General features: G+C 62.9%; 20 protein-coding genes and 1 other RNA gene. 13 read left to right on the top strand and 8 right to left on the bottom strand.

Going from position 1 to position 21,305, the window contains the following annotated elements:
- Window positions 1-71 precede the first annotated feature (71 nt).
- Window positions 72-1,292, top strand: a complete 1,221-nt coding sequence (locus tag A3AU_RS0100810; RefSeq protein WP_027051081.1) for an alanine racemase — start codon at window positions 72-74, stop codon at window positions 1,290-1,292.
- A gap of 120 nt (window positions 1,293-1,412) precedes the next feature.
- On the opposite strand, the gene A3AU_RS0100815 is transcribed toward A3AU_RS0100810, so the two are convergent.
- The gene (locus tag A3AU_RS0100815; protein ID WP_027051082.1) at window positions 1,413-2,591 is read right to left on the bottom strand and encodes a lytic murein transglycosylase; all 1,179 of its coding nucleotides are present in this window, start codon (window positions 2,589-2,591) and stop codon (window positions 1,413-1,415) included.
- A gap of 237 nt (window positions 2,592-2,828) precedes the next feature.
- Window positions 2,829-3,620, bottom strand: coding sequence for a glycoside hydrolase family 25 protein (locus A3AU_RS0100820; RefSeq protein WP_027051083.1), 792 nt, complete (start codon window positions 3,618-3,620; stop codon window positions 2,829-2,831).
- 378 nt (window positions 3,621-3,998) lie between these two features.
- On the opposite strand from A3AU_RS0100820, the gene A3AU_RS0100825 reads away from it, so the two are divergent.
- A complete protein-coding gene (locus tag A3AU_RS0100825) occupies window positions 3,999-5,378 on the top strand; it encodes a serine hydrolase domain-containing protein (protein WP_027051084.1) in 1,380 nt (459 codons plus the stop codon).
- Window positions 5,379-5,393: 15 nt separating this feature from the next.
- On the opposite strand, the gene A3AU_RS0100830 is transcribed toward A3AU_RS0100825, so the two are convergent.
- The 5 genes from A3AU_RS0100830 to A3AU_RS0100850 form a co-directional block, all read right to left on the bottom strand.
- Window positions 5,394-5,702, bottom strand: a complete 309-nt coding sequence (locus tag A3AU_RS0100830; protein WP_027051085.1) for a HigA family addiction module antitoxin — start codon at window positions 5,700-5,702, stop codon at window positions 5,394-5,396.
- 8 nt (window positions 5,703-5,710) lie between these two features.
- Window positions 5,711-6,007 carry a type II toxin-antitoxin system RelE/ParE family toxin gene (locus A3AU_RS0100835; RefSeq protein WP_027051086.1) on the bottom strand — a complete coding sequence of 99 codons (297 nt, stop codon included), beginning with the start codon at window positions 6,005-6,007 and terminating at the stop codon, window positions 5,711-5,713.
- A gap of 185 nt (window positions 6,008-6,192) precedes the next feature.
- Window positions 6,193-6,876 (bottom strand): class I SAM-dependent methyltransferase, encoded by a 684-nt coding sequence (locus tag A3AU_RS0100840; protein ID WP_027051087.1) that lies wholly within the window; start codon window positions 6,874-6,876, stop codon window positions 6,193-6,195.
- On the bottom strand, window positions 6,873-8,171 hold the full coding sequence (locus A3AU_RS0100845; RefSeq protein WP_027051088.1) for a BtaA family protein: 1,299 nt from the start codon (window positions 8,169-8,171) through the stop codon (window positions 6,873-6,875). Before A3AU_RS0100845 ends, A3AU_RS0100840 begins: the two co-directional genes overlap by 4 nt.
- Before the next feature lie 159 nt (window positions 8,172-8,330).
- The gene (locus tag A3AU_RS0100850) at window positions 8,331-12,164 is read right to left on the bottom strand and encodes a hydantoinase B/oxoprolinase family protein (protein ID WP_027051089.1); all 3,834 of its coding nucleotides are present in this window, start codon (window positions 12,162-12,164) and stop codon (window positions 8,331-8,333) included.
- Window positions 12,165-12,344: 180 nt separating this feature from the next.
- Between A3AU_RS0100850 and A3AU_RS0100855 the strand changes: the two genes are divergently transcribed.
- The 7 genes from A3AU_RS0100855 to A3AU_RS1000000137485 all read left to right on the top strand — a co-directional run bounded on the left by A3AU_RS0100855 (window position 12,345) and on the right by A3AU_RS1000000137485 (window position 16,191).
- On the top strand, window positions 12,345-12,557 hold the full coding sequence (locus tag A3AU_RS0100855; protein ID WP_027051090.1) for a hypothetical protein: 213 nt from the start codon (window positions 12,345-12,347) through the stop codon (window positions 12,555-12,557).
- Window positions 12,558-12,703: 146 nt separating this feature from the next.
- Window positions 12,704-13,423 carry a J domain-containing protein gene (locus tag A3AU_RS0100860; RefSeq protein WP_027051091.1) on the top strand — a complete coding sequence of 240 codons (720 nt, stop codon included), beginning with the start codon at window positions 12,704-12,706 and terminating at the stop codon, window positions 13,421-13,423.
- Window positions 13,420-14,175, top strand: coding sequence for a peptidoglycan recognition protein family protein (locus tag A3AU_RS0100865; protein WP_027051092.1), 756 nt, complete (start codon window positions 13,420-13,422; stop codon window positions 14,173-14,175). Before A3AU_RS0100860 ends, A3AU_RS0100865 begins: the two co-directional genes overlap by 4 nt.
- A gap of 211 nt (window positions 14,176-14,386) precedes the next feature.
- Window positions 14,387-15,085 (top strand): lytic transglycosylase domain-containing protein, encoded by a 699-nt coding sequence (locus A3AU_RS0100870; RefSeq protein WP_027051093.1) that lies wholly within the window; start codon window positions 14,387-14,389, stop codon window positions 15,083-15,085.
- Window positions 15,086-15,162: 77 nt separating this feature from the next.
- An RNA gene (rnpB, locus tag A3AU_RS1000000137195) (RNase P RNA component class A) lies at window positions 15,163-15,562 on the top strand.
- 168 nt (window positions 15,563-15,730) lie between these two features.
- The gene (locus A3AU_RS01000000134805) at window positions 15,731-16,015 is read left to right on the top strand and encodes a type II toxin-antitoxin system ParD family antitoxin (protein ID WP_051355253.1); all 285 of its coding nucleotides are present in this window, start codon (window positions 15,731-15,733) and stop codon (window positions 16,013-16,015) included.
- The gene (locus tag A3AU_RS1000000137485; RefSeq protein WP_081709406.1) at window positions 16,012-16,191 is read left to right on the top strand and encodes a type II toxin-antitoxin system RelE/ParE family toxin; all 180 of its coding nucleotides are present in this window, start codon (window positions 16,012-16,014) and stop codon (window positions 16,189-16,191) included. Before A3AU_RS01000000134805 ends, A3AU_RS1000000137485 begins: the two co-directional genes overlap by 4 nt.
- Here the strand turns inward: A3AU_RS1000000137485 and A3AU_RS0100880 are convergent.
- Window positions 16,181-17,296: a cystathionine gamma-lyase gene (locus tag A3AU_RS0100880; RefSeq protein WP_027051094.1), complete on the bottom strand. Its 1,116-nt coding sequence runs from the start codon at window positions 17,294-17,296 to the stop codon at window positions 16,181-16,183. The genes A3AU_RS1000000137485 and A3AU_RS0100880 overlap by 11 nt on opposite strands.
- A 407-nt stretch (window positions 17,297-17,703) precedes the next feature.
- Here A3AU_RS0100880 and mraZ point away from each other — a divergent pair, with 407 nt between their 5' ends.
- From mraZ to A3AU_RS0100900, 4 genes are read left to right on the top strand one after another with little or no spacing between them, the layout of a single operon-like run.
- A complete protein-coding gene (mraZ, locus tag A3AU_RS0100885; protein ID WP_027051095.1) occupies window positions 17,704-18,177 on the top strand; it encodes a division/cell wall cluster transcriptional repressor MraZ in 474 nt (157 codons plus the stop codon).
- Complete coding sequence (gene rsmH / locus A3AU_RS0100890; RefSeq protein ID WP_027051096.1) at window positions 18,174-19,190, top strand: 16S rRNA (cytosine(1402)-N(4))-methyltransferase RsmH; 1,017 nt, start codon at window positions 18,174-18,176, stop codon at window positions 19,188-19,190. The genes mraZ and rsmH overlap by 4 nt, the downstream gene beginning before the upstream one ends.
- 4 nt (window positions 19,191-19,194) lie before the next feature.
- The gene (gene ftsL, locus A3AU_RS0100895) at window positions 19,195-19,590 is read left to right on the top strand and encodes a cell division protein FtsL (RefSeq protein ID WP_027051097.1); all 396 of its coding nucleotides are present in this window, start codon (window positions 19,195-19,197) and stop codon (window positions 19,588-19,590) included.
- Window positions 19,587-21,296 (top strand): peptidoglycan D,D-transpeptidase FtsI family protein, encoded by a 1,710-nt coding sequence (locus A3AU_RS0100900; RefSeq protein ID WP_027051098.1) that lies wholly within the window; start codon window positions 19,587-19,589, stop codon window positions 21,294-21,296. Before ftsL ends, A3AU_RS0100900 begins: the two co-directional genes overlap by 4 nt.
- Window positions 21,297-21,305 lie beyond the last annotated feature (9 nt).

Raw genomic sequence — 21,305 nt, forward strand, 5'->3', positions numbered from 1 at the left:
AGACACAGAATTGTTTTCATTAGCCGCTAGCTTGGATTAATTGTGCGCAGGCTGAAGTCGAGGATTCGTCAATGCAGCGATTCGAGAATGCCGGCGAGGCGGCCCTGGCCCTTCGTCCCGACGAACCGGTCTATTGCTTCCGCCCGCAGGTGCTGAAGGCCGACGCCCGGCAGTTCATGGGCATGTTCCCCGGCAAGACCGCCTATGCGGTCAAGACCAATGGCGAGCAGATCGTGCTGAAAACCTTGGTGGAGGCCGGCGTCACCGCCTTCGACGTCGCTTCGCCCGGCGAGTTCGCCGCCGTGCGCGCCGTCTCCGCCGATGCCGAGATGCTCTACATGCACCCGGTCAAGGCGCAGTCGGATATCAAGCTGGCGCTGGAGAAATACGGCATCCGCGTCATCTCGCTCGACCATGAGGACGAGATCACCAAGTTGACCCGGGTGGTTCGGGCGCTGGATATCGATCCGGGCGGGGTCAGCGTATTCGTTCGGGTGCAGACAAAGGGCCACGCGGCCTATGAATTGTCGAAGAAATTCGGCGCCGGGCCGGCCTATGCCGTGGAACTCGCGGAACGGCTGAACCGCACCGGCTACAAGGTCGGCCTGTGTTTCCATGTCGGCAGCCAGATCGAGGATCCCGACACCTATGAGCGGGCGCTGGCCTCGGCCGACTGGGTGCGCAACCGCCTGACGTTCGACCTCGCCGGGCTCGACGTCGGCGGCGGCTTTCCAGCCGAATACGGCCACGATCCCAACCGCAAGCAGGTCGAGATGCCGTCGCTCGGCCAGATCATGTCGCGGCTGTCGGGCGACCTGAAGGAATATCAGTTCGACCAGATACCGCTGGTGGCCGAGCCGGGCAGGGTGATCGTGGCGCGCTGCCTGTCGCTGATCGTGCGCGTGCTGTTGCGCAAGGGCAAGCGGCTCTACATCAATGACGGCATCTGGGCGTCGCTGTCGGATTCATGGACCGGCAAGATCACGCTGCCGGCCCGTTTCATTCCCGATCCGGCGATCAGGACCCGCAACGGCGATGAAAAGAACATCGTGCCGTTCAAGGTCTGCGGCGCCACCTGCGATTCCGTCGACATCCTGTCCAGGCCATTCTGGCTTCCGGAGACTGTGGACACCGGCGACTGGATCGAGATCGGCCATATCGGCGCCTACTCGCTGTCGCTGCGGACCCGCTTCAACGGCTTTTATCCCGATACGTTCGTCGAGGTGACGACACCGTTCGACGAAGGCGACGCGCCGCAGGGATTTGCCAGTCTGGAGACGATGGCGGATTAGGGGAGTAAGGCAGTAAGGCAGTAAGGCAGTAAGACAGTAAGGCAGTAAGGCAGTAAGGCAGTAAGGGGTGGTGGCAATCACTGCTTTCGGGTTCGTTTCCCCTTGCCCTAACCTACAGCGCTACAATTTCCCCAACAGCTCCGGTGTCGGCCAGCCATCCACCGGCAATCCCAATCGCATCTGTTCCTTGCGGATCGCTTCGCGGGTGTTGGTGCCGAGAATGCCGTCGACGGTGCCGACATCGTAGCCTCGGGCTTCGAGCTTGGTCTGCAGCTCTTTCATCTGGTCGTTGTTGAGGCCGGGTTCCGGAGCGCGCGGGTCAAGCGGCGGTGCGCCGGCCAGCCGCGCGGCGAGGTTGGCCGCGGTCAGGGCGTAGGTGAAGGACTGGTTCCATTCGAGATAGACGTCGAAATTCTCGTAGGTCAGGAAGGCTGGCCCCTTGCGCCCCATGGGCAGCGCCAGGCCGGCCTTCAGGCCCTTGTCAACCAGCGGCGAGCCGTCGCGATTGGTGACGCCCCATTCAGCCCACTGCGTCAGCGGCAATTTGTTGGTGCGCCCGGTCTGGTCCCACGGCATCTCGTCGGGTACGCGCACTTCCTGGATCCAGGGCTCGTCGCGCTTCCAGCCGCGCGACAGCACTTTGTTTGCCGTGGTCATGATCACGTCGGGCACGCTGCCCCGCAGGTCGATCTTGCCGTCGCTGTCGCCGTCGACGCCGCGCGCGAGATAGTCCGAAGGCAGGATCTGCGTCTGCCCGATCTCGCCGGCCCAGGCGCCGGTGACATCGGCCGGCAGCACGCCGCGATCGATCAGTTCCAGGAGCGGCACCAGTTGCTGACGAAACAGTTGCGGCCGGCGGCAGTCGTGCGAGAGCGTCACCAGCGCGCTCAGTGTGTGGAAGTCGCCTTGCACCGCGCCAAAATCCGTTTCCAGCGCCCAGAAAGCGGTGATGACAGGTGCCTGGACGCCGAACTGCTGGTCGGCGCGCGCGAAGATATCGGCGTATTTCTTCATGTTCGCCGCACCTTGCTTCAGCCGATAGGCCGAGATCATGCGGTTGGAGAATTGGACAAAAGTCTGCGTGAACACGCCCTGGGCACGGTCGCGTGCCAAAGCCCGGTCGTCGATCCTGGCATCTTCCAGCGCGTCGAGACCGACGGCGCCGACACCGGCTGCCTTGGCTTCCGCCGCCACGCCCTGTTTCCAGGTTTCGAAGTCGCCGCCGCATTCCTGCGCCATCGCCGGCAAGGCCGTGGCGCACAGGAATAGCGCCGCGAGGGCTTGAGAACGCAGTCGCATCAGCTTCCTTTCGAAACGAAGAGGGCATTGTCGTGCTTGGCTAAAACCCCAACGCCCTGAAGTACCGGCGGTTGCACTCTTCACCGCTGGCTGTGTCGAAAAGCAGGCGACAGGCCCGGTGTCAACGGTTCTTCTGCGGCAGCCACCATTCCCTATGGCTTCGTTGCCGTCGAACCCGGTTCAACGGGAACTCTCCCGGAGTGATTTAGTCGATGCGGTGCTGCCGTTGAACTGACGTCAACGGGAGTTCTGCCGCAGCCACTTGTTCCATGCAGCTTCCGAGCCGTTGAAGACATTGATGTCGGACTTGCCGGTCATGCCGGGAACGATGCCGGTTCCGGTGTACTGCCAGAAGGTAAAGGGGTGGCTGCCATATTTTTCGCGCGGGTGGCCGGCGACTGAGCGTAGCCAGTAGGGGTAGCCGCGGAAGGTCGACAGTTGATTGTCGTCGAAGAAGTCGACCGAGGTGTAGATGATCGGCTTCTTGCCGTAATGCCGTTCGACGATTTCGAGGAAGGTGGTCATTTCGCTGCGCACCGTGGCAGGGTCGGGGCGTAGTCGGCAGGTCGGCGATTTGGGGTTCCATTCCATGTCGAGGACGGGAGGCATGGATGAGCGGTCGACGGGCACGTTCTGGATGAACCAGCGTGCCTGCTGGGCGGCCGGGGTGCAAAAATAGAAGAAATGATAGGCAGCGCGCGGCACGCCGGCGGCTTTCGTGCGCGCCCAGTGCTCGTTGAAATACTCATCGAAGCGGTCGCCGCCTTCGGTAGCCTTGATGAAGGCGAAGGAAATGCCGTTCGACTTGGCCGTCGGCCAGTCGACCGAGGTTTGGTACTTGGAAACATCGGTGCCGTGGACGGCATAATTCCACGGCGCGCCGCTGTCCCATTCATGCGGCTTGGAATCGGCGAAGCGCGGCGCGCGCACCGCGACCGTCGGGCTGCTGGAAGCGGACGGCGACAGATCGTCGACGGTCGAGCAGGCGCCAAGCAGCGTCAGCATGAAAAGAACCGCAAGACGGCGCATCACAACTTCCAAGCCGGAATCAGCCGGTCGCTGATGGGTCTGTGCATCGATGGCCGGTTCGGCCCCCTCCGAACGATCGCCCCACGCATCGTCCGGCATTTTTCGTGCATGTCGTTGTCCCAAAATCGCTGAGCACTTTTGGGCGCATGCATCATGTGATCGCCGATCATGGTTGATAATCGGTTGACGGCGCTCGACAAGTACCCCGATTTTGCGGAAGCAATGGCGGCAATTCGATGACATAAGGTTCGGGCGAAAGCCTAAAGCGCGTCGCATTGAAACGGATTGGCGCGACGCGTTTTAGGTTTCTCATTTTTATGCATGTCGTTCTCGCAAAACCGCGGTCACTTTTGCGCGACATGCATTCGGAGGAAACAGATGCGGTTCGTGGTCAAGATCGTCAAATGGCTGCTTGGCCTGATCGTGCTGGCGGTCGCCGCGGTCTTCGCCTGGCTCTATATCGCGCCGCCCGAACTGATCCGTGTCGGTTCGGGCTATTCGGCCAAGATCGTCTGCTCCAACGTCTTCATTGCCGGGCGCGATGCGAAGGAGGTGCTTGCCGTCGACGTGCAGGCGCCCGGACACCCGCTGCTGCGGCTGATGCGAGTCTCGGTCGACAAGAACAGGGGGACGGTCTCGGCCGGGCTGCTCGGTTTCCTCGGCAAGAGCGAAGCGGTTTCGCGCGACGGGCTGGGCTGCGCCTCGGTTCCCGACAGTGATGTCGGCAAGGCGCGGCGCACGGCGGTCCATGCCGAGCCATTGGCAACCAGCCAGGATACGCTGTGGCCCGAAGGCGAGCGGGTCGACGCCTCACAGGATCCGGTTATTGCCAAGCTGCTGGACGACGCGGCGCTGACCGGTCCCGGCATGCGCGCGGTGGTCGTGGTCAAGAACGGCCGCGTCGTCGCCGAACGCTATGGCGATGGCTTCTCCGCCAAGACGCCGTTGCTCGGCTGGTCGATGACCAAGACGGTGAACGCCGCCATCATCGGCACGCTGGTCAAGGACGGCAAGATGGCGGTCGACAACAAGGGACTGTTCGCGCCGTGGAGGGCGGACGGCCGCGCAGCGATCAGCCTTGCCGACATGATGGCGATGTCGAGCGGGCTGGAATTCAACGAGGACTATGGCGACGTCGCCGATGTCACGCGCATGCTCTATCTCGAACCCGACATGGCGGGTTATGCCGAATCAAAACCGCTGGCGGCCGAGGTCGGCAAGGTGTTTTCCTATTCGAGCGGTACGGCGGTGATGCTGTCACGCCTCTGGCAGGATGCGATCGGCGACAAGGCCAAGGCGCTGACATGGCCGCGCTCGGCACTGTTCGAACCGCTCGGCATGCACAGCGCCGTGCTCGAAACCGACGAGCAGGGCACCTTCGTCGGCTCATCCTATCTCTACGCCACGGCGCATGACTGGGCCCGCTTCGGCCAGTTCCTGCTGCAAGGCGGGGTCTGGAACGGCAACCAGATCCTGCCCGTGGGCTTCGTCGACTGGATGCGCGAGCCGGCGCCGGCGTCAAAAGTATATGGCAAGGGCCAGTTGTGGATCGAAGCGCCGGGCGACGAGGGCAATCCCGGCGCCGGCGTGGCCGCCGGCTTGCCCAGGGACACCTACTGGATGGAGGGACATGACGGACAGACGGTCGCCATCATTCCGTCGGAGCAATTGGTGATCGTGCGGCTTGGCCTGACGCCGGCCAAACATGGCTACCGCCCGCAGACGATGGTCGGCGCGCTGGTGAAGGCGCTGCACTAGCCCTGCAAATCTTGTCTATGCGGCTGTCGGCAACGGCTTGGCGCGGTCAATACGCGCCCGTTCGTCGGGTGAATTCATGACCGCCCAAAGATCGCTGCGGCGTTGGACGTTCAACCAAAAGTCTGGGCTGTTGCCAAACACTCGCGACAGAATGAGCGCGGTTGCGGCAGTCACGTTGCGGCGGTCGTTGCACAATTCATTCACATGCTTGCGCTGAACACCCATCGCCTCAGCCAACGCCGCTTGTGTCAGACCGAGCGGCTGCATGAACTCTTCCGCGAGAATTTCTCCAACCGTTGCCGGCTTCCGTGTGGTCATCAACATGTATCACCTCACCTGTAGCTATGGTCGTCGAGATAGATGTCCGACGCTTCGCCTATGCGGCCGTCCCATCGGAATATCAGCCGCCATTGGTTATTCACGCGGATTGAGTGGAGGCCTTCGAGATTTCCACGCAGCTTCTCGAAGTGATTGCTGGGCGGTATGCGCAAATCCAGATCGGTCACTGCATCGTCGATCATCTGGAGCTTGCGAAACAATCGGCTTTCGAGATCGGACGGAATGTGGCGGGAATGAATATCCTCAACGAAGAATGCCCGTAGCCAGCCGTCTCGAAATCCGACGATCAATCCATATCTCCAATGCTGGGATAATGTACCACTCCTTGGGTCATTCTGCAACTTGCTTCTCAACGGGAAGCCGGCCGCTCCTTAGGTTGACAGGACGCCTGGGCTAGCCTCTCGATCGAGCGAAGAGTTGGTCCATTGCGTAAAATAGCGGCGATGAGACCGCTGAGCATCCTGAGCGTTTGGCGTCAAAGGCTAGGTTTGATGACGGCCAGCCAGGCATAACCGCGATAAAGCGTGCGAAAACGGAAGGTTGAGCCGGTTCGCCGCGATTCCGATTCAAGAACTTCGCGTAGGGTTGAGCGCGGTGCGACGTGGAATTTTTTGAGCCAGCCGCGCAGCAGGGAGCGGAACCAGCGCGGCAGGCCTTCCTGTTGGCCGAAGTCTACGATGTGCAGCGACCCGCCCGGCGACAACAAGGCCAATGCCGCCGAGACGGTCTTTTCCCAGCCCGGGATCATCGACAGCGAGTAGGACACGAACACGCGGTCAAAGCCGTCACGGCCGAACAGCGCCTTGGCGTTGAAGTCGGTGGCGTCGCCCCCTGCCAGGAGTACATGGCCGGACAGGCCTTCGCGGTCTATCGCCTTGGCGGCCGTCTCCAGCATTTCGGCCGAGATGTCGAGGCCAAAGAAGCTGATATCGGGGTAGCGGCGGGCGGCGAGCACGATGTTGCGGCCGGTGCCGCAGCCGAGTTCCAGTACCGTACCGCCGGGCGGCACATCCAGCCCCTCGATCAATCGGTCGCGCCCAAGCAGATAGTATTTGCGGGTCAGGTCGTAGATGTGGCGCTGCCAGCGGTAGACGCCGTCCATCAGTTCGGCATGGTTGGCCTTGAATTCGGGGCTGGCCGGCAGCTCGGTCGTGCTCATGCGGCGCGCTTCACATAGAGGTGGAAGCCGCCATAGATGGCTGAGCGGTCGCGGGCCGAGAAGTCGCGCGATGCCTCCTTCTGATAGTCCCACTGGTCGAGCAGCGAGGTCGAGACACGGCCCGGCAGCAGGCTGGGCTCGGCGGCGGTGCGGAAGATGACGCGGGCGCCGGTCGAGGCGGTGCGGGTGATTTCCGACCATAGCGCGTTGAGCTGGTCATCGGTCATCCAGTCCTGCGCGTCGAGCAGGATGAAGCGGTCGACGGTGCCGGCATCCTTGCCGGCGAGGAATTCGATCAGATTGGCATGGTGGATCGCGACGCGGTCGATATTGCCGCGGATGGTGTCGTAGTTCTGCTTTTCCAGGTAGGCGGGCAGGGCGGCTTCGCCGGGTTCTGGATAGCGGCGGGCGAAGGCCTGCCAGGCGAAGTAATTGTTTTCAAGGGGAAAATCGCAAGCGAGCTTTTCCAGCCGCGCTTTCAGCACGCTGACCATGGTGCCGTCGCCGGAGGTGATCAGCGAATCGTACTGCGCCGGCGGAATGCCGAGGCCGAACAGCGAGGCCTTGCGCGAGGTCGCCCATTTCAAGAGCTTCTTGTCGAAGACCGGCGCCAGCTCTTCGTTGAAGAAACGGCGCTGCTCGCCGATGTTCCTGGCTTCCATCATGCGGGCCGGGTTGACGCCGAAGAACTTGCCCGCGCGGTGGCCCATGGCGATGAACAGGCCAAGCAGTCCGGTCTGGTAGAAGTTGCGGTCGAAGACGCCGATGCGCCGGCGGCCGCGCCAGTTGCGGCGCTCCCAATAGTGGCGGCTGACCGGATCGAGATGCGGTGCGATGAAACGGTCATAGGCTTCCGAATTGTGGCTGGTGTCGGCGGCGCCGAAGAAGCGGAACAGATCGCCCTGCGAGGGCAGGCGGCGCACCGCCTCCAGCTTCATGCGGTTCAGCGCGATATGCGCGGCGTTGAGATCGACGGCGTCGATCCGAGCCGGCGAGCGGGTGAGGTAGGCCAGGATGTTGCAGCCGCCGGACGCGATCGTGACGACCCGATGACTGGCGCCAAGCTGCATGGCCTCCATGTCGACATCGGGGTCTTCCCAGATCTGCGGATAGACGAGGCCGGAAAACAGGAAGGCGAACAGCCGCTCGGAGATGCCCGCTTTCGACAGCGCGCGGTTCTGGTAGACGGCCTTTCCAACTTCCTTGCCGCGGCGAAAAACCAGGTCCGAGGAGACGTCCGTCATGACAAAGTGATTCCCCATTTGCTCTGGCGCAAGCGGGTAACCCAGGGTCATGACAGGCCGGTGACAGTCGGAGGCACCGATAATTCTACTGCGGCGGTCATCTGACGCGGCTTGCTGCGCTTCCGGTGCTCACGGAGTTCACTGTCCGCTCCGCTCCGTTTCTCGAAAGCCACGTAACCTTACTCGCCGCAGCAAATTCTCGAAGCCTGCTCAGGCGTGTCCAAACCCGCCCGGTGTCGGCGTCGTAAGGATCACCGCTTCACCGGCATCGAGTACCGTCTGGTCGCACGCCTTCAGCACATCGATCGTGCCATCCTTGCGGCGGACCTTGGTCGAGCCGACCTCGCCGTCGCCGCCCCCGTCCAGTCCCTGCGGCGGGCGGTTGCGATGCGAGGAGAGGATGGCGCATTCCATCTTTTCGAGGAACCGGATGGTGCGTTTGGTGCCGTCGCCGGCATTCCAGCGGCCCTTGCCGCCGGATCCTTCGCGGATGTGGAAATCCTCGAGCACCACGGGAAAGCGCAGTTCCAGCACTTCGGGATCGGTGAGGCGCGAATTGGTCATGTGGGTGTGGACGCCGGAGGTGCCGGCAAAGCCGCGGCCGGAGTTCATGCGGCCGGCCGGCGAGCCGGAGCAGATCGTCTCGTAGTACTGGTACTTGCTGTTGCCGAAGGTCAGATTGTTCATCGTTCCCTGCGCATTGGCCATGGCGCCCATGGCGCCGAACAGCGCATTGGTGACATGCTGCGAGGTCTCGACATTGCCGGCAACGACGGCGGCAGGGTAGGCGGGCTTCAGCATGCAGCCGTCGGGAATGATGATGTTGATTGGCCTGAGGCACCCGGCATTCATCGGGATCATGTCCTCGACCATGACGCGGAAGGCGTAGAGCACTGCCGCACGGGCTACGGGCTCCGGCGCGTTGAAATTGTTCTTCATGACAGGCGATGTGCCGGTGAAGTCGACCGTCGCCTCGCGCTTTTGCCGGTCGACCGATATCTTCACCTTGATAACCTGGCCGGTGTCCGTGGGATATTCATAGGCCGATGTGTCCGGCAGCCGCTCGATCACGCGGCGCACGCTTTCGGCGGCGTTGTCCTGGACGTGACCCATATAGGCCTCGACGACATCGAGACCGAAATGCGTGACCATCTTGCGCAATTCGGCGACGCCTTTCTCGTTGGCGGCGATCTGGGCCTTGAGGTCGGCAATGTTCTGGTGCGGGTTGCGGGCCGGGTAGCGATGGTCGGTGAGCAGTGCATGCAGCTCTTTTTCCCGGAATTTGCCGCGGTCGACGATGCGGAAATTGTCGAAGAGCACGCCTTCCTCGTCGACCGTGGTGGCAAGCGGCGTCATCGAGCCGGGAGCAGTGCCGCCAATATCGGCATGGTGGCCGCGCGAGGCTGCCCAGAACAGGATCTTTTCCTTGCCGTCGTCGAAGACCGGCGTCACGACCGTAATGTCAGGCAGATGCGTGCCGCCATTGTAGGGGGCGTTCAAGGCGAAGACGTCGCCTGGATGGATGTCGCCGGAGTTCAGCCGGATGATGGTTTCGACCGAGCGGTCCATCGAGCCGAGGTGTACCGGCATGTGCGGGGCGTTGGCCACCAGCGCCCCGGTGTGGTCGAAGACGGCGCAGGAAAAATCCAGCCTTTCCTTGATGTTGACGGAGTAGGCGGTGTTCTGCAGCGTCACGCCCATCTGCTCGGCGATCGACATGAAGAGGTTGTTGAAGACTTCGAGCATGACCGGATCGGCTGATGTGCCGAGGGGGGCAGTGCGCGCTTTCCTTGCCGTTCGGCGGATCACGACGTGGTTGAGGTTCGTGATTTCGGCCTGCCAATCCGGCTCGACGACGATGGTCTGGTTGGGCTCGATGATGAGAGCGGGGCCCCCGACCAGATTGGATGGGCGCAGGTTCTCGCGACGATGGATGCCCGCTTCATGCCACCGGCCTTCGGTGTAGATGCGGCGCGTCCCCGAAGCGCCAGCTTCAATCCTGGCGGGTCCGGCGGGCGCATGGGCTTCGGCGCTGCTTTCGCCGGTTTCGATGCCTTCGACGCCGACCGTCTCGACGATCATCGGCTTGTCGTCATAGACGAAGCCGAATTGCGCCTTGTGGGCGATTTCGAAATCGCGCTTTGCCTGGAAAATCGAGTCACTTTCGAAATTCACCGGCAGGGTCGTGTCCGTGCCGTCGTAGCGGATGTGCAGCACTGGCTTGGTGGCAACCGCGTCCTCGGCTATGCCCTGCGCCGAGAGTTCGGCGATGACGGCTTTTTTCAAGATGGCGATGAGGCTGCCGATCTCGGCTCTGGATCCTTCGGCAAGCGGCTTGAGCATCGCCTGCTGGCGCGAAGCAAAGACAGATGCAAGCCCGATGCCATAGGCCGAAAGCAGGCCTGAGAAGGGATGGATCAGCACAGCTTCCATGCCGAGCGCATCGGCGACCAGACATGCGTGCTGGCCGCCGGCACCGCCGAAGCAATTGAGCAGATATTCGGTGACGTCGTAGCCGCGCTGCACGGAAATCTTCTTGATGGCGTTGGCCATGTTCTCGACGGCGATGGTGATGAAGCCCTCGGCAACCGCTTCCGGCGAGCGGCCGTCGCCGATCTGGTCGGCCAGTGCCGCGAATTTTGCGCGCACGGTCGCGACGTCGAGCGGCTGGTCCTGGCCGGGACCGAAGATCGCCGGGAAGAAATCGGGCTGCAGTTTGCCGAGCATCACATTGGCGTCGGTGACGGCGAGCGGGCCGCCACGCCGGTAGGCGGCGGGACCGGGATTGGCGCCGGCGGAGTCCGGCCCGGCGCGAAAACGGCCGGCCTCGTAATGCAGGATGGAGCCGCCACCGGCGGCGACGGTGTGGATGCGCATCATCGGCGCGCGCACGCGCACGCCAGCGACTTCGGTGTCGAAGGCGCGCTCATACTCGCCATCATAATGGGCGACATCGGTAGAGGTGCCGCCCATGTCAAAGCCGATGACCTTGTCGAAACCGGCGAGCCTGGCGGTCTCGACCATGCCAACGACGCCGCCGGCCGGACCCGACAGCAGCGCATCCTTGCCCTGGAACATGTCGGCGGCGGTGAGGCCGCCGGAGGACATCATGAACATGAGATGGGGACTTTCCCTCCCCCTCGAGGGGAGGGTGGCGGCGAAGTCGCCGGGTGGGGTCGGTTCGACTGGGTGCGACGTTCTGGCGGTGCCTTCCGAGATGACCCCGTCTGTCGGCTTTGCGGCCTGCCTTTCGCTATGGCTCCTGGCATTCGTCGCTGAAAAAGCCAAATCGTTGGCTTTTTCTTGGCCTTCGGCCAACCGCTCCTCACCCCCCTCGAGGGGGGAGAGGACCCCAAGTTCTTGGCCAACCCTTTGTACATAGCGCGACAGGATGGGCGAGAGATAGCTGTCGACCACCGTGGTATCGCCGCGGCCGACCAGCTTGATCAGCGGCGAGACCTCGTGGCTGACCGAGACCTGGCCGAAGCCGAGCTTGCGGCAAACTTTTGCCACCGCCTTCTCGTGATCGGGGTATTTCCAGGCATGCATGAAGACTATGGCGACGGCATCGATGCCGTCGGCCTTCGCCTGCTCGATCGCCGGCCGGCATGCGGCGATGTCGAGCAGCCGTTCGACGCAGCCATCGGCGAGCACGCGCTCGTCGATTTCGATGACGCGCTCATAGAGCTGCTCGGGAAGGATGATCTCCTTGGCGAAAATGTCGGGCCGCGCCTGGTAGGCGAGGTTCAGCGCATCGCGAAACCCCTTGGTGATGAGCAGGAGCACGCGGTCGCCCTTGCGCTCCAGAAGCGCGTTGGTGGCGACCGTGGTGCCCATCTTGATGTCGCCGATCAGCCCGGACGGGATGGCAGCGCCCGGTTCCAGGCCGAGCAGGTCGCGGATGCCTTGGATGGCGGCATCTGCATAGGCTTCGGGGTTCTCCGAAAGCAGCTTGCGCGGATGCAGTTCGCCTTGCGGGTCACGGCCGATGACATCGGTGAAGGTGCCGCCGCGGTCGATCCAGAAATCCCATTTCGCGGCCATGGCTGATGTCTCCGGCATTTTTCGTTTCCGGTTCCGTTGTTAATGCGCCGCCGCGCCGGCAGCAACGTATCCCGTTGATGTTACATGCGGAAACGCAACGTTACGAAACTCATGACCGCTTGGTGCATTTTCCTTTCGACCGTTCACTGCAACGTGAGCGTGTGTTGAAGGAGAGATGTTATGAAAAAGCTCATTCTGGCTTCCGTGTCAGCTCTTGCCCTGCTCGGCGTCGCGGCCTGCAGCGACAGTGGTTCGGGCACTGACAAGACCACCACGCAGAGCACCAATCCGCCGGCCGCGGAGCAGCCGATGAAGCCTGCCGCACCTGCCAACAATTCGACCAAGCCTGCCGAGCCGGCTCCGGCAACGCCCGCTCCTGCGCCCGCGCAGTAGTTTGTAAAGCAGTAAGAGTGTCTTGAGAGGAAAGGGCTGGCGTCTCGCCGGCCCTTTCTTGCATGGCGATCATGGAGACCGTTCGCGCGCCGCGGCGGCCGTTATTGGCTTGATAGCGGGGACCGGTTGGCTCTATGAAGCGGGCCATGTCGATTTGGGACCGCCTCGGCGAGTTTATCACACGGGTATCATCTTCGGCGACGTCGGGCGTTGCCGAAGTCGTTGAGGCCGTGCGCACGGTTTTCTCGGGCGATGCGGACCTGCGCCGCCGCGTCGCTTTCTCGGTGGCGATGATCGCGCTTTCGGCCAAGATGGCCAAGGCCGACGGCATCGTCACCCAGGACGAGGTGCGCGCTTTCCAGGAAATATTCGAGGTGCCGCCGAGAGAGACGCGCAACGTGGCCCGGTTGTTCGATCTCGCCCAGAGGGATGTGGCCGGGTTCGAGACCTATGCCGAGCGCATGGCGCAGATGTGCGGCTCCGGGCATTCGAACTGTGTGATGCTGGAAGACATACTCGACGGGCTGTTCCACATCGCCAAGGCCGACGGGGTGGTGCATGAGGGCGAAGGCATCTTCCTGCATCGTATCGCAGAGATCTTCCGCATCGACGAGGCGCATTACGAAGCCATCTTGGCACGGCACGTCAACCTCGGCGCCGGCGACCCCTATGTCGTGCTCGGCATCGAGCGCGGCAAGCCGTTCGAAGAGGTGAAGAAGCGGTATCGCAAGCTGGTGTCCGACAACCATCCGGACCGGCTGATCGCGCGCGGCCTGCCGCAGGAATTCATCAAGATCGCGACGACCAGGGTCGCGGCGATCAACGCCGCCTATGAAATGATCGAGCGGGGCCTGCGGCACGCATGAGCGGCTTCCTGCCCGACGAGCCGAGCGCCGAGGTCAGGGTATCGCCGAATTTCGGGCCAAGGCGCGACACGCTGAAGCCCGACATGATCGTGCTGCACTATACTGGCATGGCGACGGGCACCGGGGCGGAGGCGTGGCTGTGCGATCCGTCGAGCGAAGTCTCGTCGCACTATCTGGTTCATGAGAATGGCCACATCGTGCAGATGGTCAGGGAAAGTGACCGCGCCTGGCACGCCGGCAAGAGTTCCTGGTTCGGACGCACCGACATCAATTCCTGCTCGGTCGGGATCGAGATCGTCAATCCCGGCCATTCGCTGGGCTATCCCGGCTTCCCCCGGCGCCAGATCGATGCGGTGATCGGCCTATGCAAGGGGATTGCCGGTCGGCATGAGATCCTCGCTACGCGCGTGCTTGCGCATTCCGACGTCGCACCGGGGCGCAAGATCGATCCGGGCGAGAAGTTCCCGTGGGCGGCACTGTTCGAGGCCGGCGTCGGCCATCTCGTACCAGCTGCACCCATCCGGCGCGGAGCCGCGCTGAGGCCCGGCGACAATGGCGCCGATGTCGAGGCACTGCAGTCGATGCTGGCGCTCTACGGCTATGGTGTCGAGATATCGGGGATTTTCGACGATCAGACACGGATCGTCGTCGAGGCCTTCCAGCGGCATTTCCGGCCCCGCCGGGTCGACGGGCTGGCCGACGGGTCGACGATGCGCACGCTGCGAGGGTTGCTTGCCTCCGTGAGCCGCTGACCCAGGTCAAGGCGCTGCTCAAGTAATGTTTTTCCGCTGTCAGGTTACAAACTGTCACTCAAAGTGACTTGCCTCGCCTTCATTGGCGCCAATTCGAACTTCAAACGGCAATCCGTACAGTTTGTCGGACATCCAGCCCCTCGGATGTTTCGATATTGATTAAGCCGCACCGCGCGAAAATCTTCGCGCGGTCCAGACAGAACAGGATCACATGCAGAAATTGACCGTTGTAACGGCAGCTCTTGCTGCCGGCGTAATGACTTTTGCCTTCAGTGCGGCTGACGCCGCATCGTTGAGCCCCCGGGCCGACCAGGGGCTCGTCGTGGCGACCGCCAAGGGCAAGGCCATTTCGGCCAAAAGCAGCAGGAGTGCGAAGGCAACGAAGCAGGCTTCCGCGAAGGTGGAAAAGGCCAGCTGGACCAAGGCGACGAAATCCAAGAGGCAGACGAAGCGCGGCCGCAAAACGGTCGACATGACGACAACGGCATCGATCGGGCTCAGGAATGTTGCCGCGTCAACCGCGGCGGTGGCCAGCAGCGGCCAGTATTCGGCGATCGTTGCCCGCTATGCGGCAAGCTACGGCGTTCCAGTCTCGCTGGCTAATGCCGTTATCAAGATCGAGAGCAACTACCGGCCGAACATGGTCGGCGGCGCCGGCGAGATCGGCCTGATGCAGATCAAGCCGGCGACGGCGCGGATGATGGGCTACAACGGTTCGGCCAAGGGACTGTTCGACCCCGACACCAACATCAAATACGGCATGAAGTATCTTGCCATGGCACGGGATCTGGGCGGCGGCACCACCTGCGGTACGATCCTGAAATACAATGCCGGCCATGGCGCGACACGGATGAACCCGGTGTCCGCCGCCTATTGCAGCAAGGTCAAGGTGCAGATGGCGGCGCTTTGATCGCATGTTGTGAGAGCCGGCGGACAAGCCGGCTTTTTCATTTGCGTTTTCTCGGCTGAACCCCTTTATACGCCTTGCCAGCTGGCTGGGCGGCCGCACTCGCAAACGCCGAAAGGCCGCGAGTGAGGAAAGTCCGGGCTCCATGGAGACACGGTGCCGGTTAATGGCCGGCGGGGGCGACCCCAGGGAAAGTGCCACAGAAAGCAAACCGCCACGACTTTGTCGGGGTAAGGGTGAAAGGGTGGGGTAAGAGCCCACCGCGCGACTGGCAACAGGAGCGGCACGGTAAACCCCACCGGGAGCAAAACCGAATAGGGGCGGTGCGAGGGGAAACCCTCGAGGGCTGTTTCCGGCTCACCGTCCGGGTAGGTTGCGTGAGGCGCATGGCAACATGCGCCCAAGATGAATGGCCGCCACGTTCTCGTGCCGCAAGGGGCGAGGGCCATACAGAACCCGGCTTACAGGCCAGCTGGCAGTTTCTCCGCGATGGCGAAATCCTTTGAGATCAGCAGGTTGCGCCCTCGGGCGCGCCTGTCGATTCAGGCTGGTTCAGCTGCTCCGCACCATAGGCCGGTAGTCGTTCGTTGCTTGAAGCTGGTGCGATTAAATCGTACCTTGGTTCCAAATCAATATCGGGAGCCTATCATGGGACAGGTCGACAAACGCAGCATCACGCTGTCGCCGGAACTGGCGCAAGCGGTGGACGATGTGGTCGCCGCCGGCGAATATGCCTCGGCGAGCGAGGTGATCCGCGATGCGCTCAGGCAATGGAAGGACCGGCGCGATCTCTTCGGCTATACGCTCGAGGAACTGCGCAAGCTGGTGCAGGAAGGCATTGACAGCGGGCCGGGGCACGACGGCCAGCCGATCATGGACAGGTTGCGCGCCAAATATCTGACGATGGCCGGCACCAAAGGCTTTGACGAGTGAAATACCGCCTGGTTCCACAGGCGGTGGCCGATCTCGAAAGCATCGGTGACTATATTGCCAGCCATGATCCGCGAGCGGCAGTTTACCTCGTGGAAGCGCTTGAACGACGGTGGGATTTATTGACGTTGCATCGCTTTGGACGACCTCGGGCCGTGATCGACCCGGTCAGCCGCTGACCCTGTCCAGCGACTTCTCGATGGCTCTCCAAAGCTCTTCCACCGGTTCACAGCCGATCGAAAGGCGCACAAATCCGGGTGCAACCGCATCGCCTCGCTTCATGCGCCGCTCGGCCGAAGTGTGGACGCCGCCAAAGGAGGTCGCGGCCTCTATCAGTTGGCAATTGTTGATGAAATCTTCGGCCTTCTGCTCCGAAGCGAGCTCGAAGGAGATGAGAAAGCCGAAGCGCTCCATCTGGACGCGGGCGAGGTTGTGCGACGGGTCGCCATTCAGGCCGGGAAAACGCAGGCCAGTGACCGCGCGATGCTCCTTCAGCCGTTGCGCGATCGTGTCGGCCGACGAGCACATGCGGTCGAAGCGGACCTCAAGCGTTTCGAGGCCACGATGCACCAGCCAGGCTTCGAACGGCCCGGGAATGCCGCCGGCCATTGCGCGCCAGTCTGTCACCTTGGTGATGATGTCGGCATTGCGGCTGGCGACATGGCCGAACAGCACGTCCGAGTGGCCGTTGACCGCCTTGGTGTCGGCGGAGACAACGACATCGGCGCCGAAATCGAGCGGACGCTGGCCGAATGGCGTCATCGTCGTGTTATCCACGACAAGAATCCCGCCCTGTTCGTGGACAGCCTTGGCGACCGCCGCGATATCGCAGATGTCCAGCCGCGGGTTGGACGGGGTTTCGACGAAAACCAGCGAATAGCCTTCGAAGCCGCCATCAAGGAGGGGCGGCGTCGGCCTGGTTTCGCACACTATGCCGAACGGTTTCAGGAAGCGTTCGGCCATTGCGCGCGTGGCATGATAACCGTCCGCGGGCAGGAGCACGCGGTCGCCCGATTTCAGGAGCGCGAAAAACACCGCGGAAATTGCACCCATTCCAGAGGGAAAGCTCACGCATTGCGCGTCTTCCAGATGGCCGAGCACATGTTCCACGGCGCGCCAGGTGGGGTTGTCGTAACGGCCATATTGGTCGATCCCGCTCTCGACGCCCGGCGTGTGGAAGATCGAGGCCATGGTCAGCGGCAAGGGGATCGGGTCGCCATTGGCGAAATCGCGGCTGCGCAAATGGGAAAGTTCGGCGGCGCGTGACTTTGCCGTCTCGGACATGAGCTCGATCCTTGTTATCTCAGCGGAAGACGTCGCTCGACGCTATGCGCGCGGGTGATCGACGGCAAGCCGGGTCTTTTGGGCCAGAGGGCTCTAAACGCTTCGTTAGGCTTAATGGATCATAAAGACGAGACGTGCCGTAACGGCTGCTCCGATTGGTCGCGGCGCGTGTGTTTGTGAAGCCCATTCCCGTTGACGCCCATAGTGCCCCATGATATCCCATTTCGACATCAAAGCCTTCGTTCCGCGTCAGGGTAAAGCGTACGCCAATCGGGCAGCCGCGGCGGCTGCGCGTTTGCCGGTTTTTGCCCATGCGGGCGGGGCTGATGCGGGGCAGGGAACGCGCTGCGGCGGCGCGTGCACGACGATGAAGAGGGGTGCGGCGGCGCAAGCGGCTGTAGCGTTTAATGGACCGGTTTCTGTCGAACACGGTGAGCAGGATCGATGCGAAGGGGCGCGTGTCCGTTCCGGCGCATTTCCGCGCCGTCGTGCAGAAGCGCGGCTATTCGGAACTCTATGCGCTGCGTTGCCTGGACCTGCCGGCGATGGATGTCGGCGGGCTCGACCTGCTCGACCGCTACGAGCAGCGCATTGCGCTCGAGGACCCGTTCCTGCAGACGGCGGACGACATGTCGTTCTTCTGCCATGGCGATGGAACCTTCCTGAAACTCGACCAGGACGGCCGCATCACGATGAGCGATTTCATTCGCGAACATACCGGCATCTCGGCGGAGGTGGCCTTTGTCGGGCGCGGCAATTTCTTTCAGATCTGGGAGCCGGGACGGCTTGCGGCCTATGGGGCGCAGGCGCGTGCCAGGCTGTTGCAGCTTCGGCAGGGGACGAAGGCTCACGAGGCCAAGGCTGGGGAGCGACCGGAATGACGGCGGGCCACGGCGATGACATCAACGCCGTTGGCGGACCGGTCCGCCACATTCCGGTCCTCCTTGGCGAAGTGATCGAGGCGCTGGCGCCGGCGGCGGGCGATATCATCATCGACGGTACGTTCGGCGCCGGCGGCTACACCAGGGCCATCCTGGCGGCCGGCGCTTCCGTCGTCGCCATCGATCGCGATCCCGACGCCATCACCGCCGGGCGCGATCTCGAGGCCCAATCGGGCGGCCGGCTGAAGCTGGTGCAGGCGCCGTTCTCGACGCTGGATGAGCATGTCGAAGGCGCTGATGGCGTCGTGCTCGACATTGGCGTGTCCTCGATGCAGCTCGACCAGGCCGAGCGCGGGTTTTCGTTCCGCAATGATGGGCCGCTCGACATGCGCATGGCGCAGGCGGGCTTGAGCGCCGCCGACGTCGTCAACAGCTTCAAACCAGGCGATCTTGCTCGCATCTTCGGCTTCCTCGGCGAGGAGCGCCACGCCGGGCGCATCGCCCGCATGATCGAGGCGCGCCGCGAAAAGAAGCCGTTCGAGCGCACCCTGGAACTGGCCGACGCCATCGAGACGCATATCGGCCGCGCGCCGAAGGACAAGATCCATCCGGCGACCCGCGTTTTCCAGGCGCTGCGCATCTACGTCAACGATGAGCTTGGCGAACTGGCCAAGGCGCTGTTTGCGGCCGAACGCGCGCTGAAGCCGGGCGGACGGCTCGTGGTGGTGACGTTTCATTCGCTGGAAGACCGCATCGTCAAGCGCTTTATTGCCGACCGTGCCGACGCCATGACCGGTTCGCGCCACATGCCCGAGGCGCAGGCGCGCACCGCGACCTTTCGCAAGGCTGGCGGCGGCGTGACGGCAGGCGATGCCGAGGTCGCCGCCAATCCGCGTTCCCGCTCGGCCAGGCTGCGCGCGGCGATCCGCACCGAGGCACCGGCGCGCGCCGGCGATTTTTCGATTTTCGGTCTCCCAAAGCTTCCCGGCATCGATCTGCCGGGGGAGAGGTAAGCACGTGTTCCGTACCAGCGACATTGTCCTGATCGCCGTCATGGTTTCGGCGGCGGCCCTGACCTACAAGACCAAGCGCGAGGCCGAAGACCAGTTGGCAGCGGTGCAGAAGATCCACAACCAGATACGCTATGAGGAGGAGACGATCGACCTGCTCAAGGCCGACTGGAGCCTGCTCACCCAGCCATCGCGGCTGCAGAAGCTCGCCGAACTCTACAAGTCGCAGCTCGCGCTGGAGCCGGTCAGTGGGCGCCAGATCGTCGGCCTGGGGGACCTGCCGGCCAAGGCCCTGGAAATTCAGGACATCCTGAAGGGACGCCAGGACAGCATGGCCGACAATTCCGACAAGGCGCCGTCTGGCGACAAGGATCCCGTGGTGACCGGAGGCATCGCCCAATGATCGGCAAACTGCTGAAGCGCCGCGCCAGGACAGGTGAAGACGGGTCGATCGTCGTCGAAGGCGCCCGCAAGGCGACCGGCGGCAAGGGCAAGGCGCGCATCGTGATGACGATGGCCGTGTTCTTCGGCATCTTCTCGACCATTTCGGGGCGGCTGGTCTATCTCGGCTTCCAGACGCCTGATCTGTCGGGCGGCCCGCAGAGCCGGATCACCGCCTCGCGACCCGACATTGTCGACCGCAACGGCGAAGTGCTGGCGACCGATATCAAGACGGCATCGCTGTTCGCGGAGCCGCGCCGCATCGTCGATGCCGACGAAGCGATCGAGAAGCTGCAGACCGTGCTGCCCGAGATCGATTACGAGCAGACCTACCACAAGCTGAAGAGCGGCGCCGGCTTCGTCTGGCTGCAGCGTCAGCTGACGCCCAAGCAGCAGGCCGACATCATGCAGCTCGGCATTCCCGGCTTCGGCTTCCGCACGGAGAAGCGCCGCTTCTATCCGAGCGGCGAAACCTCGTCCTACATTGTCGGGCTGACCAATATCGACAACCAAGGCATCTCCGGCATGGAGAAGTATATCGACGAGCAGGGCCTGAGCGACCTGCAGGCGTCGGGCCTGGCGGTGGCCAAGGATCTCAAGCCGGTGAAGCTGTCGATCGATCTGCGCGTCCAGCATGTGGTGCGCGACGAGATCGCCGCCGGCCTGGAGCGCTATCGCGCCATCGGTGCCGGCGCCGTCGTGATCAACGTCAAGACCGGGGAAGTAGTGGCCATGGCCTCGGTCCCGGATTTTGATCCGAACAATCCCTACAATGCACAGGAAAAGGACCGGCTGAACCGGATGTCGGCGGGCCTCTATGAGATGGGCTCGACCTTCAAGAGCTTCACCTCGGCCATGGCGCTCGATTCCGGCAAGGCGACGATGAACAGCCGCTTCGATGCCTCGCATCCGATCCGGGTCGGGCATCAGGCCATTCACGATTTCCACGGCAAGAACCGAGTGCTGTCGCTGCCGGAGGTGTTCCTCTATTCGTCCAACATCGGGTCGGCCAGGGAGGCCGAACTGGTCGGCATTGAGGGACACCGGGAATTCCTGCATCGCCTTGGCATCCTGGAGAGGATGCAGACCGAACTGCCGGAAGTCGCCCGCCCGACAGAACCGAAGGTCTGGAAACAGGTCAACTCGTTCACGATCGCCTTCGGCCATGGCGTATCGACGACGCCGCTGCAGGCGGCGGTCGGCTGCGCGGCGTTGATGAATGGCGGCTATCTGATGAATCCGACCTTCCTGGTGCGCACGCAGGAGGAAGCGATGGCGATTGCCAAGAAAGTGGTCAGCGAAAAAACGGTCGAGGGCATGCGCTACCTCTATTCGCTCAACGCCGAGAAGGGCTCCGCCAGAAACGCCAGGGTCCCCGGCTACCGCGTTGGCGGCAAGACCGGAACGGCCGAGAAGGTGATCAACGGCCGCTACTCCAAGGACTTGAATTTCAACACGTTCGTCGCCGCCTTCCCGATGGACGATCCGCAATACCTGGTGTTTACGATCGCCGACGCCCCGCATCCGGAAAAGCCCGGGATGACCGACGTCGCGGCCAACAATGCGGGGGTCATGGCCGGCAATATCATCAGGCGTTCCGCCGCCATGCTTGGCGTGAAGCCAGATTTCAGCCATGAAAATGGTGCAACGCTGGTTTCCTATCAGTGATTCTTGGGG

The organism is Mesorhizobium erdmanii USDA 3471 (assembly GCF_000472705.1).
GTDB classification, from domain to species: domain Bacteria; phylum Pseudomonadota; class Alphaproteobacteria; order Rhizobiales; family Rhizobiaceae; genus Mesorhizobium; species Mesorhizobium erdmanii.